This window comes from Streptomyces johnsoniae (genome assembly GCF_031845565.1).
GTDB classification, from domain to species: domain Bacteria; phylum Actinomycetota; class Actinomycetes; order Streptomycetales; family Streptomycetaceae; genus Streptomyces; species Streptomyces johnsoniae.
Genome location: NZ_JAVREV010000012.1, coordinates 1 through 18,348 on the forward strand (window position 1 = coordinate 1; position 18,348 = coordinate 18,348).

Annotated in this window: 6 protein-coding genes; all 6 read left to right on the forward strand. The window is 67.8% G+C overall.

The annotated features are described in order from the left end of the window. Positions 1–812 precede the first annotated feature (812 nt). The 6 genes from RM779_RS20890 (at position 813) to mads8 (ending at position 18,337) form a co-directional block, all read left to right on the forward strand. Entirely contained in the window at positions 813–2,939 is a 2,127-nt protein-coding gene (locus tag RM779_RS20890; RefSeq protein ID WP_311619275.1) for an AIPR family protein, read from the forward strand. A 243-nt stretch (positions 2,940–3,182) separates the two neighbouring features. Next, the gene (mads2, locus tag RM779_RS20895; protein ID WP_311619276.1) at positions 3,183–5,333 is read left to right on the forward strand and encodes a methylation-associated defense system DNA methyltransferase MAD2; all 2,151 of its coding nucleotides are present in this window, start codon (positions 3,183–3,185) and stop codon (positions 5,331–5,333) included. Beyond that, positions 5,330–6,754, forward strand: coding sequence for a methylation-associated defense system restriction endonuclease subunit S MAD5 (mads5, locus tag RM779_RS20900; protein WP_311619277.1), 1,425 nt, complete (start codon positions 5,330–5,332; stop codon positions 6,752–6,754). The genes mads2 and mads5 overlap by 4 nt, the downstream gene beginning before the upstream one ends. Then, positions 6,754–11,088 (forward strand): methylation-associated defense system protein kinase MAD6, encoded by a 4,335-nt coding sequence (gene mads6 / locus RM779_RS20905; protein WP_311619278.1) that lies wholly within the window; start codon positions 6,754–6,756, stop codon positions 11,086–11,088. The genes mads5 and mads6 overlap by 1 nt, the downstream gene beginning before the upstream one ends. Continuing rightward, positions 11,079–12,734 (forward strand): methylation-associated defense system protein MAD7, encoded by a 1,656-nt coding sequence (gene mads7, locus RM779_RS20910; RefSeq protein WP_311619279.1) that lies wholly within the window; start codon positions 11,079–11,081, stop codon positions 12,732–12,734. The genes mads6 and mads7 overlap by 10 nt, the downstream gene beginning before the upstream one ends. Beyond that, on the forward strand, positions 12,731–18,337 hold the full coding sequence (mads8, locus tag RM779_RS20915) for a methylation-associated defense system ATP-binding protein MAD8 (protein ID WP_311619280.1): 5,607 nt from the start codon (positions 12,731–12,733) through the stop codon (positions 18,335–18,337). Before mads7 ends, mads8 begins: the two co-directional genes overlap by 4 nt. The last annotated feature ends 11 nt before the right edge of the window (positions 18,338–18,348 follow it).

Consider the following 18,348-nt stretch of genomic DNA (forward strand, 5'->3'; position numbering starts at 1 on the left):
GGACGCCCCCGTGACGGCGGCAGCAACGGCCGCGCGATCTCCCACAGGCCCTCCGGAACGATCCAACCCCACCGCGAACTCCCCATGCCCAACCAACGACCGGCTCACCACGTAGGACACGGTCTTAGCCGCTTCACACCGTAGCGGCGGTGGTGGTCGGCGACGGACTGGAAGCGGTTCACCAGCGCGTCTCCCCAGCGGAGTCTGATCGTCACGCACGAAGTATCGGTGCGGCCTTGGCTCCATTGGGCACGGATCCGGCACGCGGCCCCATAGCAGCCGCACTCAGCAAGCAACCCCCAGATCGCTGACCTGGGGGCTTGAGACGGAGCGGGCGACGAGAATCGAACTCGCGCTCTGAGCTTGGGAATCACCGGTGCTTCGAGGGCCTTTCCACAGGTAGGCCGCCTGTGGTGGTGGTAATTACCATCCTCGGGCGCCATCGTCTTGTGCCCCGGCCGTCCGTGGTTAACTGCTTTAACTGGTGCGAGAGTTGTGCGGGGTGAGTAATTCGGTGCATTCCTCCCTGCTCGGGTGCTTGGGAGAGGGTTTGAGGGCACCCCAGCCAACCTCGGCGACCGCACCGCCCGGGGTCCGCTGTGCATGTGGCACGCACGCGCCCCCGGCTGGCGCAGGTCTGGGGCCCGCATGCGTCGCGATTCACCCCGGCCACGACTATCCCAAGACTGCGCTTTCGAGCATGGCCACAGGACCTTGCCTTCTGCTGACAGGCAGTCACGAGGTGTACCGCGAGGTCGACCCTCGCCCTATACCCTCATTCCGTAAGCGAGCTACGTTACAGGGGGCAGACCATGAGCAAGCTGCACATCGAGTATGTCCGCAACGCCATCGACGAGCGGTACACTGATCTGCTGGACATGTCGGACCTGCCGAGATCGACCTCCGCACAGGGCCGTCAACAGGCGTTCCTCAGTCGCGGTATCGCAGCACTCGCCGTGCAGCATGAGCACCAGATCGGTCCGCGGGCTGCCGCTGCATGCGTCTTCGATGGTGCGGACGACCGTGGCCTGGACGCGATATCGGTCGAGTTCAGTGCTCCGCAGCCGCGGATCTGTCTGGTGCAGGCGAAGTGGAGCGACGCGGGCAAGGGCCCGTTCGACGAAGAAGCGGTGCACAAGCTGTTTCGCGGGCTGGACCTGCTTTTCGACCGGGCCTATTCGAAGTTTAACAGTCGTTTCCAGTCGCTGGTGCCGACTCTCCAGCAGGCGTTCGACCTGAGCCTGCCGAAGGTGACCATCGTCCTTGCCCTGATGCGGACGGCCCCTCTCAACTCCAACGTGCGGGAGTTACTGGAAGAGAAGATCGCCGAGCAGAACCAGGTCGACGAGATCGTCGACTACAAGGTCCTCGATCTGCGTGACTTCCACCGGGCGATCCTCGGTGACGCGGCTGCGCCGAAGATCGACGCCACGGTCAGGCTCGACGGCTTCGTACAGGAGTCGACCCCGTACAAGGCTCTCTACGGCACCATGACCGTCCCCGACCTCGCCGACCTGTACGGCGAGCACAGGCGAGGGCTCTTCGCTCGCAACATCCGGGATTCCCTCGACCTGACGGACGTCAATGTCAAGATCCAGAACACGCTGTTGGAGCAGCCTGAGCACTTCTGGTACTTCAGCAACGGCATCACCATGCTCTGCGAGACGATCAAGCCGGTCGGCCGAGTCGTCCCTGGAAGGGGCGGCGACTTCAAGCTGACCGGCATCAGTGTGGTCAACGGCGCACAGACCGTGAGTGCCCTGCACCGGGCCTTCGTCAAGGATCCCGACACCGCGGAGATCGGCCGGGTCATGGTGCGGCTGATCTCCCTGGAAAACTGCCCGGAGGGTTTCGGGGACCAGGTCACCACCACCACGAACACACAGAACCCGATCGAGGAGCGCGACTTCAAGTCGCTCGATCAGGGACAGATCCAGCTCCGCGACGATTTCCCCCTGTTGCTGCACCGTAGTTACGTCATCAAGCGTGGCGAGCGTCCCCCAGACGAGCGGCACGGTTGCTCCATGGCGGAGGCCGCCGAGGCCCTGGCCGCCGTCCATCCCAATGCTCAGCTCGCGGCGGTGGCCAAGCGAGACCAGAACCTCGCCGGATTGTGGGAAGACAGCGTCTACGACCAGGTCTTCGGGAAAACCCCGAACGTGTACCGGGTCTGGCGCTCGGTCGAACTACTCCGCGCGGTCCGCGAGGAGCTGAAGGCGCTCCGCGACGGCCTGCTCTGGCGTGCCGACGCCACCGCCTCGCACGGCGATCTTCTCGTCACCCACATCGTCTTCCGCCGCTTGAACACCACTGCCATCGAGAGCCCGGACTTCGACTGGTCGGGCGAACTCGCCAAGGTGCCGCAGCTGGTGCAGGACACCTTCGCGTGGGTACTGCGCGCGATCGACGACGAGTACGGCACGAGCAGCCACATCATCGCCGCTGTCCGCAATGCCGAACGCATGCAGCGCGTGGTCCGCGCGGCCATGCGGGGCCTCGACTCCGGCAGTACCGCTCCCGTCCTCCAGGACGATTACCAGGTCGCGGGAACCGAGCAGCGCGGGCGGCAGGTCAACGCGGTCGTCACCCTCATCGCAGCCGGCCGCATCCCAGAGGGCACAGAGCTGGAGTTCCGCCCCTTCTCACGGCCGGAGCGGCGAGAGATGACGGACTGGCTCGCCGCGACTCCTGACCGTGCCCGGGCAATCTGGTCAAACGTGAACGGCAACAGGAACCCACTGCGCTGGGCCGTGGACGGAAAGTGGTATTCGCCGAGTGGTCTGACCCGGAAGATGCGGGCCGAGGCGTCAGGGGTGGTCACCTCGGCGCAAGGAACGGTGCGGTGGTTCGTGCCCGACCAGGGCTCCCTCGAAGAGCTGGCGTACGAGGTGCGGCAGAACGAGGGGACCGATACCGAGACCGGACCCACGGAGCAGTGACGGGCGAAGGCCGGAGAACGCGCGGCTGACCGCTGGAAATCGGTGATTGTCACTGCCTGGCGTTACGGTCAGCACGTCCGTATGCCCGGTCGTGATCCCTTCCTCCGGGAAGCTCTGGCGGGTCAACTCCAGGACCGTAAGATCGCAGGTGCCAGCCGTTACAGGAGTGCCTGCAGGACAGACACGGGCTCCGGGCGGCGGGCATCTCACGCACCACCGAGCACAGGGAAGAAGCATCCGCCGATGGAGGAACTGACCTTGGATCTGGACATCCCGCAGCAGCCCGAGGACAGTGCCGGTCGGGATGCAGCAGCGGAAGCGGGCCAGCCCCAGGTCACGGCCCTGGAAGAGGGGCAGATCGTCGACTACATCACCGGCGAGGCGATCAAGGAGACCGAGAAGGAGAAGGTCCGCCAGCGCATCGCCCGGGCGCTCGTCCATGAACACGGGATCGACCCCGCTGACATGGCGCGCGATTTCCGCGTCACGATCAGTGAAGCCGGTGCCAAGCGGACGCGGACCAAACCGGCCGACATCGCGGTCTTCGAGTCCGGAGCCGCGCACACCACCGCCAACCTTCGCCGTGTGGTGATCTGCAAACCGGAGCCCAAGAGCAAGGGGAAGAACGTCGTCAAACTCCGTGAGCCCGACCAGGCGGAGAAGGATCTCGATGCCCTCCGGGAACTGATGGGCAACGAGGACCGCCCACTGTGCGCGGACGGGATGTGGACGGACGGCGTTGACTTCTTCTTCCTCAAGAAGGTGGTCAGCGACTTCGGCGCAGATTTCGAGGATCGCAGTGACTGGGCAGTCGCCGACGGGACCCTCGGCAGCCGCACCGTCGCCTCGCACCAGCGACTGCGGCGAGCAGAACCCGAGCGCCTCAAGACCGCGTTCCGCCGCTGCCACAACTACATCCACGGCAATGAGGGCATGCCGAAGGACGCCGCATTCTGGCAGTTCTTGTATCTGCTCTTCGCCAAGATGTACGACGAGCGAGTCACCCGAGGCACCGGACACGGCCGCTTCCGCACCGGCCTTAAGGAGATGTTCGAGAAGGACGGTCGGGCAGCTATCAGCGCCCGCGTCAGGGAGCTCTTCGAGGACGTCAAGCGCGAGTACAAGGACGTCTTCAAGCCCACCGATGAGATCACCCTCTCCGACCGGGCGCTCGCGTTCATCGTCAGCGAGATCGCCCCGTACGACCTCAGCGGCACCGACGTCGACGCGAAGGGCCTCGCCTACCAGGAGCTCGTTGGCACCAATCTGCGCGGTGACCGGGGTCAGTACTTCACCCCGCGCGGCGCGGTCAATTTGATGGTCGAGATCCTCGACCCGCAGGAGGACGAGACCGTCCTCGACCCGACCTGCGGCACCGGCGGCTTCCTCCAGGCCACGCTCAAGCACCTGCGCGACACCTGGAAGAAGGAGGCCGGCACCTATGGCTTCCCGGACACCGACGAGGAACGAGAGCGCTACCGGGACCGGCTGAGGGACTACGCGGAGAAGCGCCTGATGGGTGCGGACTTCGATCCCTTCCTGGTCCGTGCCACCACCATGGCGATCATGACACTCGCGGAGACCACCGGGAACGTCTTCCACATGGATTCCCTCGGCTTCCCACGCGGACACCTCCCGGGCGTCGAGGAGGCAAAGAAGAGGATCCCCCTCGGCGAGACCGTCGACGTCCTCCTGACTAACCCGCCGTTCGGCGCCGACATCCCCGTCAGCGACGAGTCCGTCCTCGGCTCCTTCCGGGACGGCATCGCCAAGTCCTGGGGACGCAACAAGGAAACCGGCGAGATCGAGGAAAGCCTGACCAGCAAGCCGGGCAGCATGGCCCCCGAGCAGTTGTTCATCCAACGCGCCATCGAGTGGGTCAAACCGGGCGGCCGTATCGGCATCGTCCTGCCCAACGGCATCCTGTCGAACCCGGGCCCGACCGACGAGGCCATCCGCCGGTACATCCTGGAGCACTGCTGGGTCCTCGCGAGCATCGAACTGCCTGTGGAGACGTTCGTCGTCGACGCCAACGTCAACATCCTGACGACACTCCTCTTCCTCAAGCGCAAGACAAACAAGGAGGTTCAAAATCACCGGATCGGGACGGAGAAGGCGTACCCAGTCTTCATGGCGGTCGCCGAGAAGGTGGGATTCGACCGGCGTGGGAACGACCTCCACAAGCGCGAGCCTGACGGAAAGATCATCGTGGAGACCTCGGTCGAGCAGGAGCGTCTGCGTATCCGCGGCAAGGATGTCGTCCGGCCGCTGCGGCGCAGCAAGCCGGTCATCGACAACGACCTGCCGGTGATCGCGAAGAACTACCGCGAGTTCCGGGCCAAGTACCCGGTGCCGGGCTTCGACCCGCGCGCGGGAACGGAGGTGGGCGCGTGAAGATCGCCAGCCTGTCAAACCCGGTGACGTCCGACTGGTTTCGGGAGCAGGGGCTCCGGCTCGACGCCTCGCCGTACGTCTCGGGCGCGCTGCAGGTGAAGAAGCTGCTGGACCGGCTTCCGGAGACGGTGCCGTTGGCGAGCCTGACGAGGGGACACAACGGTGGGATCTTCAACGGCCCCATGTTCCGCCGGGTCTATCTCACCGACCCCGAGCACAGCGTGCCGTTCCTCGGCACGAAGGACATGATGGCCGCCGACCTCACGGGGCTACCCCGGCTGCGGAAGGCTGACGCCCACTCGGCGGCGCTGTCGTACCTGCAGCTCAAGCCAGGCATGACCCTGATCTCGCGCTCGGGCTTTAATGCTGGCAGACGGGCTTACGCCCGACCTGATATGAGCGGTGTCTGGGCTTCAGAGGACATTGTCAAGGTCCAGCCCGACCCCGAGAGGATCAAGTCGGGATACCTTTATGCCTTCCTGCTCAGCCGGTTCGGCGAGGCGCTCGTGCGCGGGTCCGTGTACGGCTCGGCCGTGAAGCACATTGAGGCTCATCACATCGCAGGGCTTCCGGTGCCCCGGTTCGGCGATCGGGTGGAGTCCGAGATTCATGAGCTGGTGGAGGAGAGCACCGAGTTGCGTGCTCGCCACCAGGCCGAACTTGCCGCCGCGACGAAGGATTTTTTCGACAGCAACGGGCTGCCCGAGCTGAGCGAGCTGCGGTGGCATCAGCAGGAGCGGGATCTCGGGTTCGAGGTCGCGCGCGTGGGTTCGACCTCCTTGAGGGCGTTGAACTTTGCGCCGAGGGCGCGGCGGTTGATCGAGAAGCTGGAGACGGTGCCGGGAGCCAGGCTCGGGGAGATCTGCGCAGGCGGTCAGCTCAGCCGTGGCGTCCGTTTCAAGCGCGTGGAGAGCGACTCCGAACACGGTGTCCAGCTGGTGGGACAGCGTCAGGCGTTTTGGCTTCGGCCCGAAGGGCGCTGGATCGGAACCGCAACGACGCCTGCCGAGGTGTTCGCGAGCGACGAGAGCGTCCTTGTTGCGGCTCAAGGAACCCTCGGCGAGAACGAGGTGTACTGCCGGTCGATCCTCGCTACCGGATCGTTCTTGAAGTACGCATATTCTGAGCACTTCCTCCGCGTAGTCAGCGGCACCCCCGACATCCCTGGTGCCTACCTCTTCGCTTTCTTCCGCTCTGAGGCCGCGTTCCGAGTCCTGCGGTCGCTGAGCGTCGGTGGGAAGCAGCAAGACATCCACGAGTTCCTGCGCGCAGAGATCCCTGTCCCAATTGCCCTCAACACCGATCGCGACCGCATCACCGCCACCGTACGTTCCGCCTACCGATGTCGCGACCGCGCCGATGTCCTTGAGGACAAGGCGCTTGCGCTGCTCACCGCTGCCGTCGAGGAGGCCGTTGGCTAATGGGTGCCAGGATCGTTGCTGTTGGGGAGGCCGTCAACGATGCCGAGCGGCGCGTGATCGCGCATCTGCGTGATCACGCGCCGGACGACTGGACGGTTCTGCACTCCGTCGAAATCCCGGATGGGAACCGTCTGTTCGAAGTTGACCTGGTGGTGGTCACCGGGCACGCGGTGTACGTGATCGACGTCAAGGGCACCAGCGGCCGGATCGAGGTCGACGGCAGCCGCTGGTATCCGGCGAGGCGGGCCCCGTTCCGCAGCCCGGTACCCAAACTGCAGAGCCACGCCAAGCAACTCAAGACGATCCTGGAAACCGCACACCTGCCGCTGTCCCGGCTCTGGACCGACGCTCTGGTCGTCCTCTCGGCCCGGGACGCGGTCCTGCTGGACAACACGCCCGTGCAGCGTGACGCGAAAGCGACGGTCGCGCTGCCGGATCTGATCGAACGGCTGACGGATGTCCGCCGGGTACCTGTGTCGTCCGGGCGGTTCGACACGGATATCTCCGCGTACCACGAGGCGATCGTGAACACCGTGCGGGGCACCTCGCACGCGCCATCGGGGCCGCCGAGGTACGGCAGCTGGGAGGTCATCGAGCGGCTCAGCGAGTCCCAGCACGCCGAGGGCGCCGACGTCCTGGACGAGTACCGGGCGAAGAACGCTCTCGCGGTGCAGGGCTCGGGCACGGTCCGGCTCCAGGTCCGCCAGGCTGACCCGTACGCGCCGGAGGCCGAGCGGCTGCGGCAGCAGAAGCGGATCGGTATCGCCTACGAGGCACTGGGCAAGCTGCCCGCGCATCCGAACATCGTGGGGGTACGGGACTTCTTCGCCGACGAGGACCGGGGCGTGTACGTCACCGTCTTCGACGATGCCCCCGGGCATGCGCTGAAGCTGCACCTGACCGGGGCCGCCGACCCGCTGACTGCCGACGCCAAGCTGCGCAGCATCCGGCATGTCCTGCAGGGACTCGCGCACGCGCACAGCCGGCGGATCGCGCACCGCGAGCTGAACCCGTCGACGATTCTGATCGCTCAGGACGGCCGGGCGATGCTGACCGGCTTCGAGTACGCCAAGACCGCACAGCAGCGCGGGCACACGGTGCTGCAGGAGGCTCGACTGGTCGCCGACCCGGCGTACCTCGCTCCCGAATGCCACGCCGACCCCACCGCCATGGGGATGGCGTCGGACGTGTACGCGGTCGGCGTCATCGGCTACCAGCTGCTGACTGGCGAGCTGCCGTTCGGCTCGGTAACCGAACAGGCCGGGGCCGCCGGTCAGTTGCCGGCCGACGGGCTGGAGAACGCCGGGGTCCGGGTGGAGCTGGCGCACTGGCTCCGGACGCTGTGCGCAAGGGACCCGGACGCGCGGCCCAGCGCCCTCGAAGCGCTACGCCGCCTGGACCTGGCGATGGGCGCGCGCCGGGCCCCGGCCAAGCGGATCGGTTCCTCGGCCGCGCGGTCGGCGCGGCAGCCCGCCGCTGAGCAGCCCGGTGGCCCGGACGCGCCGCGCGGGGCGGACTTCTTCAAGCGTCTGCCCGCCGACTTCCAGCTCGGCACCAAGTACCTGGTGCGCCACCGGCTGGGCCGGCCCGGCGGGTTCGGCGTGGCCTACCGGGTGTACGACACGATACGGAGCGTCGACCGGGCGGTGAAGCTGGTCCTCAGGGACCGCGACTCCGTACTGGAGCGCCTCAAGCGCGAGGCCGACGTGCTGCAGCGGCTGCAGGGCGCGCCGCACCCCAACGTGGTGTCCATGGTGGACGCGGACCGGCTACCCGCTCCCGATCCGTACCCGTACCTGGTGTTCGAGTTCGTTGACGGCAAGGATGTCGCCGAGGTGATCCGAGGCGGCAGGATGGGCGCGGCAGACGTGCTGCGGTTGGCCGTCGACACCGCGCGTGGGCTGCGGCACATCCACGACCTCGGGGTGTGGCACTGCGACATCAAGCCGAGCAACCTGCTGTGGACCGACGACGGCGTCAGGCTGATCGACTTCGGGATTGCCAAGACCGCCGACTCCTCCGAGGGACACACCTACACCAGCGCCCGCTACAGCCCGCCCGATTTGGACCAGGTGCCAGCCAACGCCACCGGATACATCGATCGTGACCTGTTCGGGCTCGGTGTCACCCTGTATGAGGCGCTCACCGGCGGCCACTACCCGTGGGACGCCAACGCCCCGCTGGCCGGGGTCGCGCCGGCCGACCCTCGGATCGCATACAGCGGCTTCGACGATCTCGCGCCCGGCTTCGCCGAGATCCTGCTCCGGGTGACCTCTCCATACCGCGGCGAGCGGTTCACCACGGCAGAGGAACTGCTCGGGGCGCTGCAGACGCTGGAGTCGGCGCGGGACGCCCCCGTGCCCGCACCGCTACCCGAGCGTTCGGAACTGCCGCCGTCCCCACCGTCCGGCGACGGTCCCGACGAGACGCCCCTGCCCGATCCCAACACCAACCCGTTCGTGGCCCATCTGCAGACGCTGTACAGCCAGAGCCGGCGCAGCAATCGCGGCACGCGGGGCCTCGACCCGCACGCCATGTCGGTGTACGTCGAAACCGCCCTGGACCGCGAGCTTGTTCCCGCGCTGCGGCAGGGCAAGCACGCCCTCGTCGTGGTCACCGGGAACGCGGGCGACGGAAAGACCGCGTTCCTGGAGAGCTTCGAGCGCCAGGCCCGCGAGTGGGGCGCCGTCTTCGGGTCCCGGCGGCCCAACGGCAGCGACTTCACACTGGACGGTCACCGGTTCCGCATCAACCACGACGGCAGCCAGGACGAAGGCGAGGTGGGCGGGGACGATGTCCTGGAGGAGTTCTTCGCGCCGTTCACCGGAGCGGACGAGTCCGGCTGGGACGGCACCGGAGGTGAGACACGGCTGATCGCCATCAACGAGGGTCGCCTCATCGACTTCCTGAGCCACCGCCACGAGAGCTACTCGCACCTCGCCAAGCTGGTCAACCTCGGTCTGGTCGGGCGGGACACCGGTCAGACGGTCGCCGTCGTCAACCTCAACGCCCGCGACGTGGCCGCCCGCCCGACGGATACCGACGGCGTTCCCCAGGACGGTGAGTCGCTGCTGGAGCGGGTGATCGAGCGGATGACACACGAGCGGTTCTGGGAAGACTGCGCGTCCTGCGACCTCGCCGCCAGCTGCTACGCCCGGCACAACGCCCAGACCTTCCAGCACCCCTCGGCCGGCCCCCAGGCGATGCGGAGGTTGCGCAGGATCTACGAGCTCACCCAGCTGCGCGGCAAATTGCACATCACGCTGCGCGACCTGCGGTCGGCTCTGGCCTTCACCCTCACCTCTGGCCGCGACTGCGCGGAGATCCACCAGCTGTACGCGGCCGGTGACGCCCAAGGCATCCTGGACGGCTTCTACTTCTCCGCGCACCTGGGCACGCCCCCGGCCGAGGACGGCGGCCCGAGGGAACGCGACCGGCTGCTGTCCCTGCTGCGGGAGGCCGACGTCGCCGCCACGCCGCAGCCCCGGCTGGACCGTCGCCTCGACTACGCCGGGTTGCTGGAGGACGGCGCCCTGGTCACCGTGGACGGGCGCGGGAACCGGGACCGGGTGCTGCTGGAGCAGCGGTTCGCGGAGCTCGGCCGGTCGAACCCCAATGGTCGAGGGCACGCGGGCCGGGCGACCGACCACCGCCGCTACCTCGACGCGGCGCGCCGTCTGCTCTATTTCGAGCTCCACGACGAGGAGCGGGCCCAGCGGATGCTGCCCTACCCCTCGGTGCTGCGCTTCATGGAGCTGCTGAGCACCGATGCCTCCGTCGACGACGAACGCGACATGGTGCTGCGTGCTCTCAACCGGGGAGAGGGGCTGGTGGCCCCGGACCGCATCGGGGAGGCCCTGGCCCTGAAGGTCCGTGAGGTGACGGGCGGTCTCGTCCGCAGTTACCGCCGCTTCCCCGCCGAAGGGTTCCGGCTTGAGCCCGGAAAGGTGCCTGCCTCCCCCTATGTCGAATCCGGCCGCACCGCGCTGCGTCTGAGCTACCGCGACCCGGCAGGTAGCCAGGGTGGGACCGCGGAGCTGGACATCCGGCTCGACCTGTTCGAGCTGCTGCAGCGATTCGGACAGGGATACCGGCCCTCGGTGGCCGACGTCCAGGGGCAGCAGCTCGCCCTGGCCGTGTTCAAGAACCGGCTGGCCGCCGTCCCGTACCAGGAAGTGCTCCTCACCACGCACGGGCATGACCTGCACCGCGTCCACCGCACCGAGGACGGCGTCCTGCACATGAAGGACCTGGCAGCCGCCTCGGCAGAGGCGGCAGGCGACCTGGACGACGACCGACAGGCCGACGGGGCGGAGGAGACGGCATGGCGTTGACAGGATCACTCGGCACCTTCCACCACCCCGGCGTCAGCCGGATCGACTACAAGCCGCTGGAGATGGACCGGGTCCTCACCGCGCTGCTCGCCCGGCTGTGGCACCACGGCATGCCCAGCAAGATCAGCCGTACGGCGACGCTCGACGTCGATGTGTTCGTCAAGCTGTTCCTGGATCACCCCGACGTGTTCGACGGCTTCGACAGGGAGACCACCACCCGCTGGGCCGTCACCCACCTCATGGACATGGTCAACCGCGGCCGGGCCGACGAAGCCGTGGCCGCACCCAGGCCGCTGCACGGCTTCACCTACCGATTCCGCAACAGCCGCAAATCCCGTCCGTACGGCGCCGACGAACAGCTGTACGAGATGCTCGGCGCGGACGACGGTGCGCTGAAGGGATTGCGCGAGTTCTTCTTCTCCGACGTCGACCGGGTCACCGGCACCATTACCCCCGGCCCGGACACCGACGTGGAGACACAGGCGCTGCTGCACCTGGTCGAGCTCGCGGGCCGGAAGGTGCGGGACCAGGCGGACACCAGCAAACCCCGCACCCCCTCTCCGCCGCTGTGCGCCGAGCCCGCACAGCTGCTCTGCCAGGACGTCATGCGGCTCCTCTACCACCAGGACCGCATGCCGCGCACCGTGCTGGTGGACTACCTCAAGACACTCTTCGCCTTCCACCTGGCGCTTTACCACCTACGCATGATGAAGCTCCTGCCTGCTGCCGTCGAGGCCGGCACGGTCCCGGCCAGCTGCCGCAGGGGACACACCTCGAAGGCGGCGGCGGACCGCTGCCCGTACCAGGTGCGGCTCTTCCTCGATGCGGACGGCGCCCCCGGAACCCCGGCCGCCGCGCTGGCCGAACACAGCGCGGACATCTGGTACCGGCGCATCCCCCGCTTCGTCCAGGCGACCTACCAGGTGAAGAAGCTCGACGACTTCGCCGAGTCCCTCGCCAAGGCCGGCACCCTGAGCCGGCCCGCCGGACGGAACTACTTCACCCCGGAAGAGCTCCTGCGTCTGCTGGACAAGAAACGCCGTAGGGACCGCGACGCCTTCTTCCTCCAACGCGTCACCCGGGTGCGGGACGAGGAGGAGGACCTCCCGCCCGAGCTCAAGCAGATCACCCAGCTCGGACTCGACCCGTTCGACGAGTACACCGAGATGCTGATGCACTACCGCGGCCGTTACTACCGGGGCCAGTTCGTGAAGTGCCTCGACTCGATGCTGCTGAAACACCGTCCTGGCGCACTGCTCGCCCAGCCGCGCGGTGGCGGCGCGGACGCCGCCCGCCGGTTCGTCCTGGACGGACGTCTCCTCGAAGTCCTCCTCCAGGTGTCACTGCTGCGCGAGGCGGCCGACGGCAGCGGCGACCTGGCCACCGCCCCGATGCGGGTCGACGAATTCCTCACCCTGCTCCGTAGCCGGTACGGGCTCTACATCGACCGCCTCCCCGACGGCGACGGCTTCGCCGGCGCCCACCTCGACGACCAGGCGGCGCTGCGCGCCAACTCCGCCGCCTTCCTCAACCGGCTGCGCGAGATCGGCTACTACCAGGACATGTCAGACGCCTACCTGACGCAGACCATCACCCCCAGGTACGCCATCGGCACCGCTACACGGACGGGAGTCAGCACGCGATGACCACCACCCCGCCCGGCACGACCGGCCTGACCGAGACCACCGCGAAAGACCTCCGGGAGGCCCTCGAAAGCATCCTGGTGCCCCAGCTGGCGAAAATCGTCGGCGAGCGCGGCGCAGGACACTGCATGCGCGTCACCGAGGTCGAACCCGAACTCGCCGCACCCCTGGTGCGCCGACTGCGCGGTGCGCTCGGCCCCGACGCCACGGTCTGCCTGCTCTGCCCCACCGACGACCTCGCGCTGGACCGGCCGCTGCACGACGTGGGAGTGAGCAGCACCAAGTTGGTCGAGCTGCGCAACCGCAGCGACGGCGAAGGCGTCCTGCCCGGCCCCCTACTGGTCTTTGTGCCACCCATGGTCCGAGTCAGTGCGGAGGACTCCTTCGGCATCGCCACCTTCGAAGAAATCCCGCTCGGCGACGCCTACACCCGTCTCGCAGACCACCTCCTCGACCAGGTGCCGCAGCGGCAGCGCCCCGCCGTCGAGGAACTGCTCGCCGCCGTCCGCAGCCATCCGGACGGACGGCAGGCAGGCGACCGCGCCATCGCCCAGTACCTCCTCACCCTCCAGGTCAACGCCTACCGTGACCAGGTCGCCGGGGCGGCGCTCTACCACTTCGGCCTCGTACCGGACTTCGACCTGTTCGCCGACCCGGCCCTGGTACGGGAACGAGTCGACAAGAACCGCGGCCTGGTACAGAAGCTCACCGATTCGCCACGCTCCGAACGACAGCGTGTCCTGGATCTCGGCCTGACCGACAGCGGCTTCGCCGCCCGCCTCGCCGCCTTCGCCACCCGCTGCGGTCTGGAAGAGCCCACGGCCTGGACCCGCCGCATCGTCGTCGACCGGGAGAACTGGGGCCTGTCCTTCGGCAACTGGCGCGTCGACGAGCGGCGCCGTGCCACCGTCTCCATCGACGTCCGCGAACTCGGCCTGCCCTCATCGGGTGACAACCCCCAGCACCTGAGGGACTACCCGGCGCTGGCCGCCATGGCCGGCCAGCCCTACCTCCTCACCGGGGACAAGGGAGTCCGCGACATCACCGTCCGCTTCACCGTGCAGCCCGCCCCCCGCACAGTGGAAGGGCTGGAGAAGTTCCGTGTGGAGATCGTCTCCGAGAACGGCGGCCCCATCGGCCGAATCACCCACGTCGGCAAGGGGAAAACGGCCAAACCCGAGTACAAGAAGGCACTGAGTCGCCTCAACAAAATCGACTGGGAGGAAGGGTGGCACTACATCCGCGTCGTCCCACTCGACAAGGAGGGCGAGCCTCTCGATGTCGTCCCTGGCGCCCACGACCTGCCCGGCGGCGAGAGCGAGCGCTTCTACGTCGTCCCCGACGCCGAGGCCGAGGAGCCGCCGGAGCGCACCGCGGGACGGTTCCTCGGGCTCACCCAAGCCCTACGCTCGCTTCAGCTCGACTCACTCACCGCGGGAGAGGACCCGGCCCAGGTCATCGCCACCGACGTCCGCTGGAAGGCGTTCGGCGTCCGTAGCCCGCACCGCACGCTAAGCGCGAAGATCCACGCCGCGGGCAACGTCGAGATCCGGCTGTCCCCGCTGCTCGTCCAGGCCCAGCAGCACCTCCTCGCCCACCCCGACGACACCAGCCTGCGCCGACTGCTCCTGCGCCCGGACGGCACCGCCGAGGTGTCCAACGGCGACGACGCAGTCCTCGGGCAGACCCTGACCGGCCGGGCGGCCGAGGCGTACGACGCCTTCGTGAGCGCCCGGCAGGCGTATTTCGCCGCGATCACGGGCGAGACGGGCGCCTCGACGGAGCCTGCCGAGTTCCTGGTCAGCGAGGCGGTCGACTTCGAGCAGGTGCGTGACGAAGTCGCCGCCTATGCCGAGGCGTACGCGGAGCTCGTCGACGCGCAGGCGCTCCAGGTCGAAAGGGCCACCGACACCACCCGGGGCAGCGCCCTGAACGCACTCGCCCGCATCCAGCAGATCGACTGTGTGGCGGCGATGCTCACCGACGGTACGGGCCGACGCGAGGCGGTTCTGCTCGTCGCCCCCACCCACCCACTGCGGGCACTATGGCTGGCCACGTGGTCGGCGCTTGGCCTGGACTGGGTGAGCCGCCTGACCGCCGGCGACAGGAAGGCCGTTCTGTCCGCACGGGACTCCCTGCTGGCTTCCCTGGCACCCCTCGGCTTTCCGTTCGCCGTGCCGCGCCAGGACGGACGCCTGATGGCCACGGCCGACAACCTCACTCCGTACTGGGGCGCCTACTTGCCCAGCGAGACCGCCGACCCCCGCGGGGTGATCGGTCGGCTCGCCACCACCCTGAGTCTTCCTCCCGAGAGCACCCGCGCCACCGCCAACGGCAGCGGCGCCCTGTCCGGAACCGCACTGGCTGACCGGATCGAGCGCTACGTCCGCCTGCATCCGTACGTCCGCAGCCTGGTCATGAACGTCGTCAACGCAGGCCGGGCCGAGATCGTCGCCGATGCCCTGCTCGAATTGCAGCGCCGCGCCGCTACCCGCGACCTCACGTACGACATCCGCCTGTGTGTCACCGACCCCGAGGCGCCCGAGGCTGGCGCCGCCCTGATGGAGCTGCAGAGCGTGCAGAGCCAGATCTCCTCCGCCGAGGCCGAAGCCTTCCTGCACACCACCGGCCCGGCCCGCACCGCCAAGCTCGTCCATTCCGTACGCTCGGTGGACGAGTTCACCCGGCAGCCGGCGGAGTTTGACGCCCATCTCACCGTCCTCATCGACGCGTTCGGCGGCGAACAGCACTCCGCCACGCCGCACCAGACCGTCACCTACACGCCCGTCCACGGCCTGGTTCAGGCGACTGCCTCCACCTACGAGGACAGCGACCAGCAGATCGTCTGGCGAGCCGCCCCTCGCCACGGCACGGCCCTCCCCATAGAGGACGCCGAAGACCTCACCACGCTCATGGGCCGCCTCCCCGCCCTGCTCGCCACCGCCGCGGCCTGCGTGGCCACCGCCGGCCAGGCGCCGCGCAACGTCCCATGCACCGTCCTGTCTCTCGACACCGACGCCCGCGATCTCCTCTACCAGGCTCACCAGTCCGGCGACTGGGTCGTCACCATTGACCGCACTCTGGGCCTGGAGTACTTCGACAACGCCGACCGGCACGGCAGGCCCGAATACGTCATCGACTACGCGCCCTCCCAGGGCAGCGACCTTGGCCACCAGGTCATGGTCAGCTCCAACTCGGTCGACGAGCTACGCACCCTCCTCGGCCCGACGGCCGAGCAGCACGGTCTCAACGTCGAGACACGTCACCTGAACACGTTCTTCGACCAACTCCGACTTCTATCCGGCAACCTGGCGTTCAAGCTCGCGTCTACCGCGCCCAACCAGCGCACCGAGGTCCTCGGCTTGTCCCTGGCCCGCCTCTACCTGGACTATCAGGACGTCCTGCACAACCAGATCGTCGTGCCGCTCGACGGCCACCCCGAGTTGTACGCCGAGGCCCGTCGCCAGTCCCGCGAGCTTGGTGACGGTCTGTCCTTCCACCGGAGCGACCTGGCCCTGTTCCACCTGAACGCACGGCAGCGGACGATCACCTGCCACCTCGTCGAGGTGAAGTGCTACACCGCGCTCGACGACATCGGCGCCTACCAGCGGCTTAAGACCAAAGCCGCCCAGCAACTGGAACGCAGCCGGACCGTACTCGCCGAGTCCTTCGACCCGGACCTCAACACCCGTGACCGCGTCGACCGCTCCGTCAAGAACCTCACCCTCGCCTCCATGCTCCGCTTCTACCTGGAGCGCGCGGCCCGCCATGGCCTCGTGAACCAGAAGGCCCGAGCAGCAGCCCATCAACTACTCGACAGCCTCGACGACGGCTACCGGCTCCGCTTCACCCAAAGTGGCCTGATCTTTGATCTCGCCCGCACCGGCACCGACCAGGAAACCGACGGCCCGGTGAAGTTCCACCGCATCGGCCAGGACCTCATCACGGAACTCGTCGAGGCGATCCCGACAGTGCGGCCGGGTGTGGCGGTTCAGTTGGACGACACCGACCTGGCGGTCGACGGTGGAGACACCCGGACGCCGGGCGGCGCCGCAACAGCGCCGACTCTGGCTCTTCTACCACTCTCCGTCCCACGTCTCGCCGACGCGGCCTTCCGCGCGGACGACCTGGTGTTGGAACTGGAACGGCCAGCACCCGAACCGGAACCGGAGCCGGACGCGGAAGAGGGTTCAGCGCCGGTACCGCCAGCAGCCGATCAGCCTGGCAGCGAGGAGAAGGAGTCCGGCCCGCCCACTCCGCGGGCCGCCGCGGACTCGGCTCTCCTCAACACGCCGGCCCCCGAGGCCTCCGCCGCAGCCCTCGACCCGCAAAACTTCCACGATGTCCCGATCGTGGACGCCGCGAGCCCCGCCACCCCACCACCCAATCCGGCCGTGCCCGGTACCGCCCAGCGAGACATCTACCTCGGCGTCACTCGCCCCTCGCCCCAGCACGGCGTACTGGGCGACATCGCCGGCCGCACCGTCTCTCTCGATCTCAACGAGACTCACATCATCAGCCTTTTCGGCATCCAAGGTGGCGGCAAGAGCTACACCCTGGGCAGCATCATCGAAGCGGCCACGCTCCCGGCCCCGCCCGTCAACGTCCTGCCACACCCGCTGGCCACCGTGGTCTTCCACTACAGCAAGGACCAGCACTACGCGCCCGAGTTCACCTCGATGCTGCACCCCAACAACGACAGCGCTCAACTCGCCGCCCTCAAGGAACGCTACGGAGCGGAACCGCGTGCCCTGACCGACATCCTCCTCATCACGCCGGCGGCCCAGGTCGACGAACGCCGTGCGGAGTACCCAGGGATCGACGTGCACCCCCTGGCGTTCTCCTCCACCGAACTCAAGGCGGAGCACTGGAGGTTCCTACTCGGCGCCGTCGGGAACCGGTCCACTTACATCAAACAGATCGCCAAGGCCGTCCGTAAACACCGCGACAACCTGACCCTCGACGCGATCCGCCAGGAACTGTCCAGCTCCCGGATGCCTGACCACCTCATGGACCTGGCCGAGGGCCGCCTCGACCTGGCCGCAGAGTACATCGACGACAACGTCCGGCTCACCAGCCTGATCCGACCCGGCCGACTCGTCATCGTCGACCTGCGCGACGACCTGATCGAAAAGGACGACGCCCTCGGCCTGTTCGTCGTCCTGATGCAGCTCTTCGCCGACGCCCGCGACGGCGATCGCCGTTTCAACAAGCTGGTCGTCTTCGACGAAGCCCACAAGTACATCGACAGCCCTGACCTCGTGGCCGGCCTGGTCGAGTCGGTTCGCGAAATGCGCCACAAGGGCATGAGCATCCTGGTGGCGAGCCAGGACCCGCCGTCCGTCCCCGTGCAGCTGATCGAGCTTTCCAATCACCTCATCCTACATAAATGCACGTCCCCCGCCTGGCTCAAGCACCTGCAGAAGGCGAACGCTGCCCTGTCCGGCCTTACGGCTGAGAAACTCGCCCATCTCCGCACGGGCGAGGCTTACATCTGGTCGAGCAGGGCCACCGATCCGGCGTTCACCTACGGTGCTGTACGCATTCGATGCCGTCCCCGAGTGACGCAGCACGGCGGGGACACGAAAACGGCATCCGGGCGGTAAGTGGGTGTCAA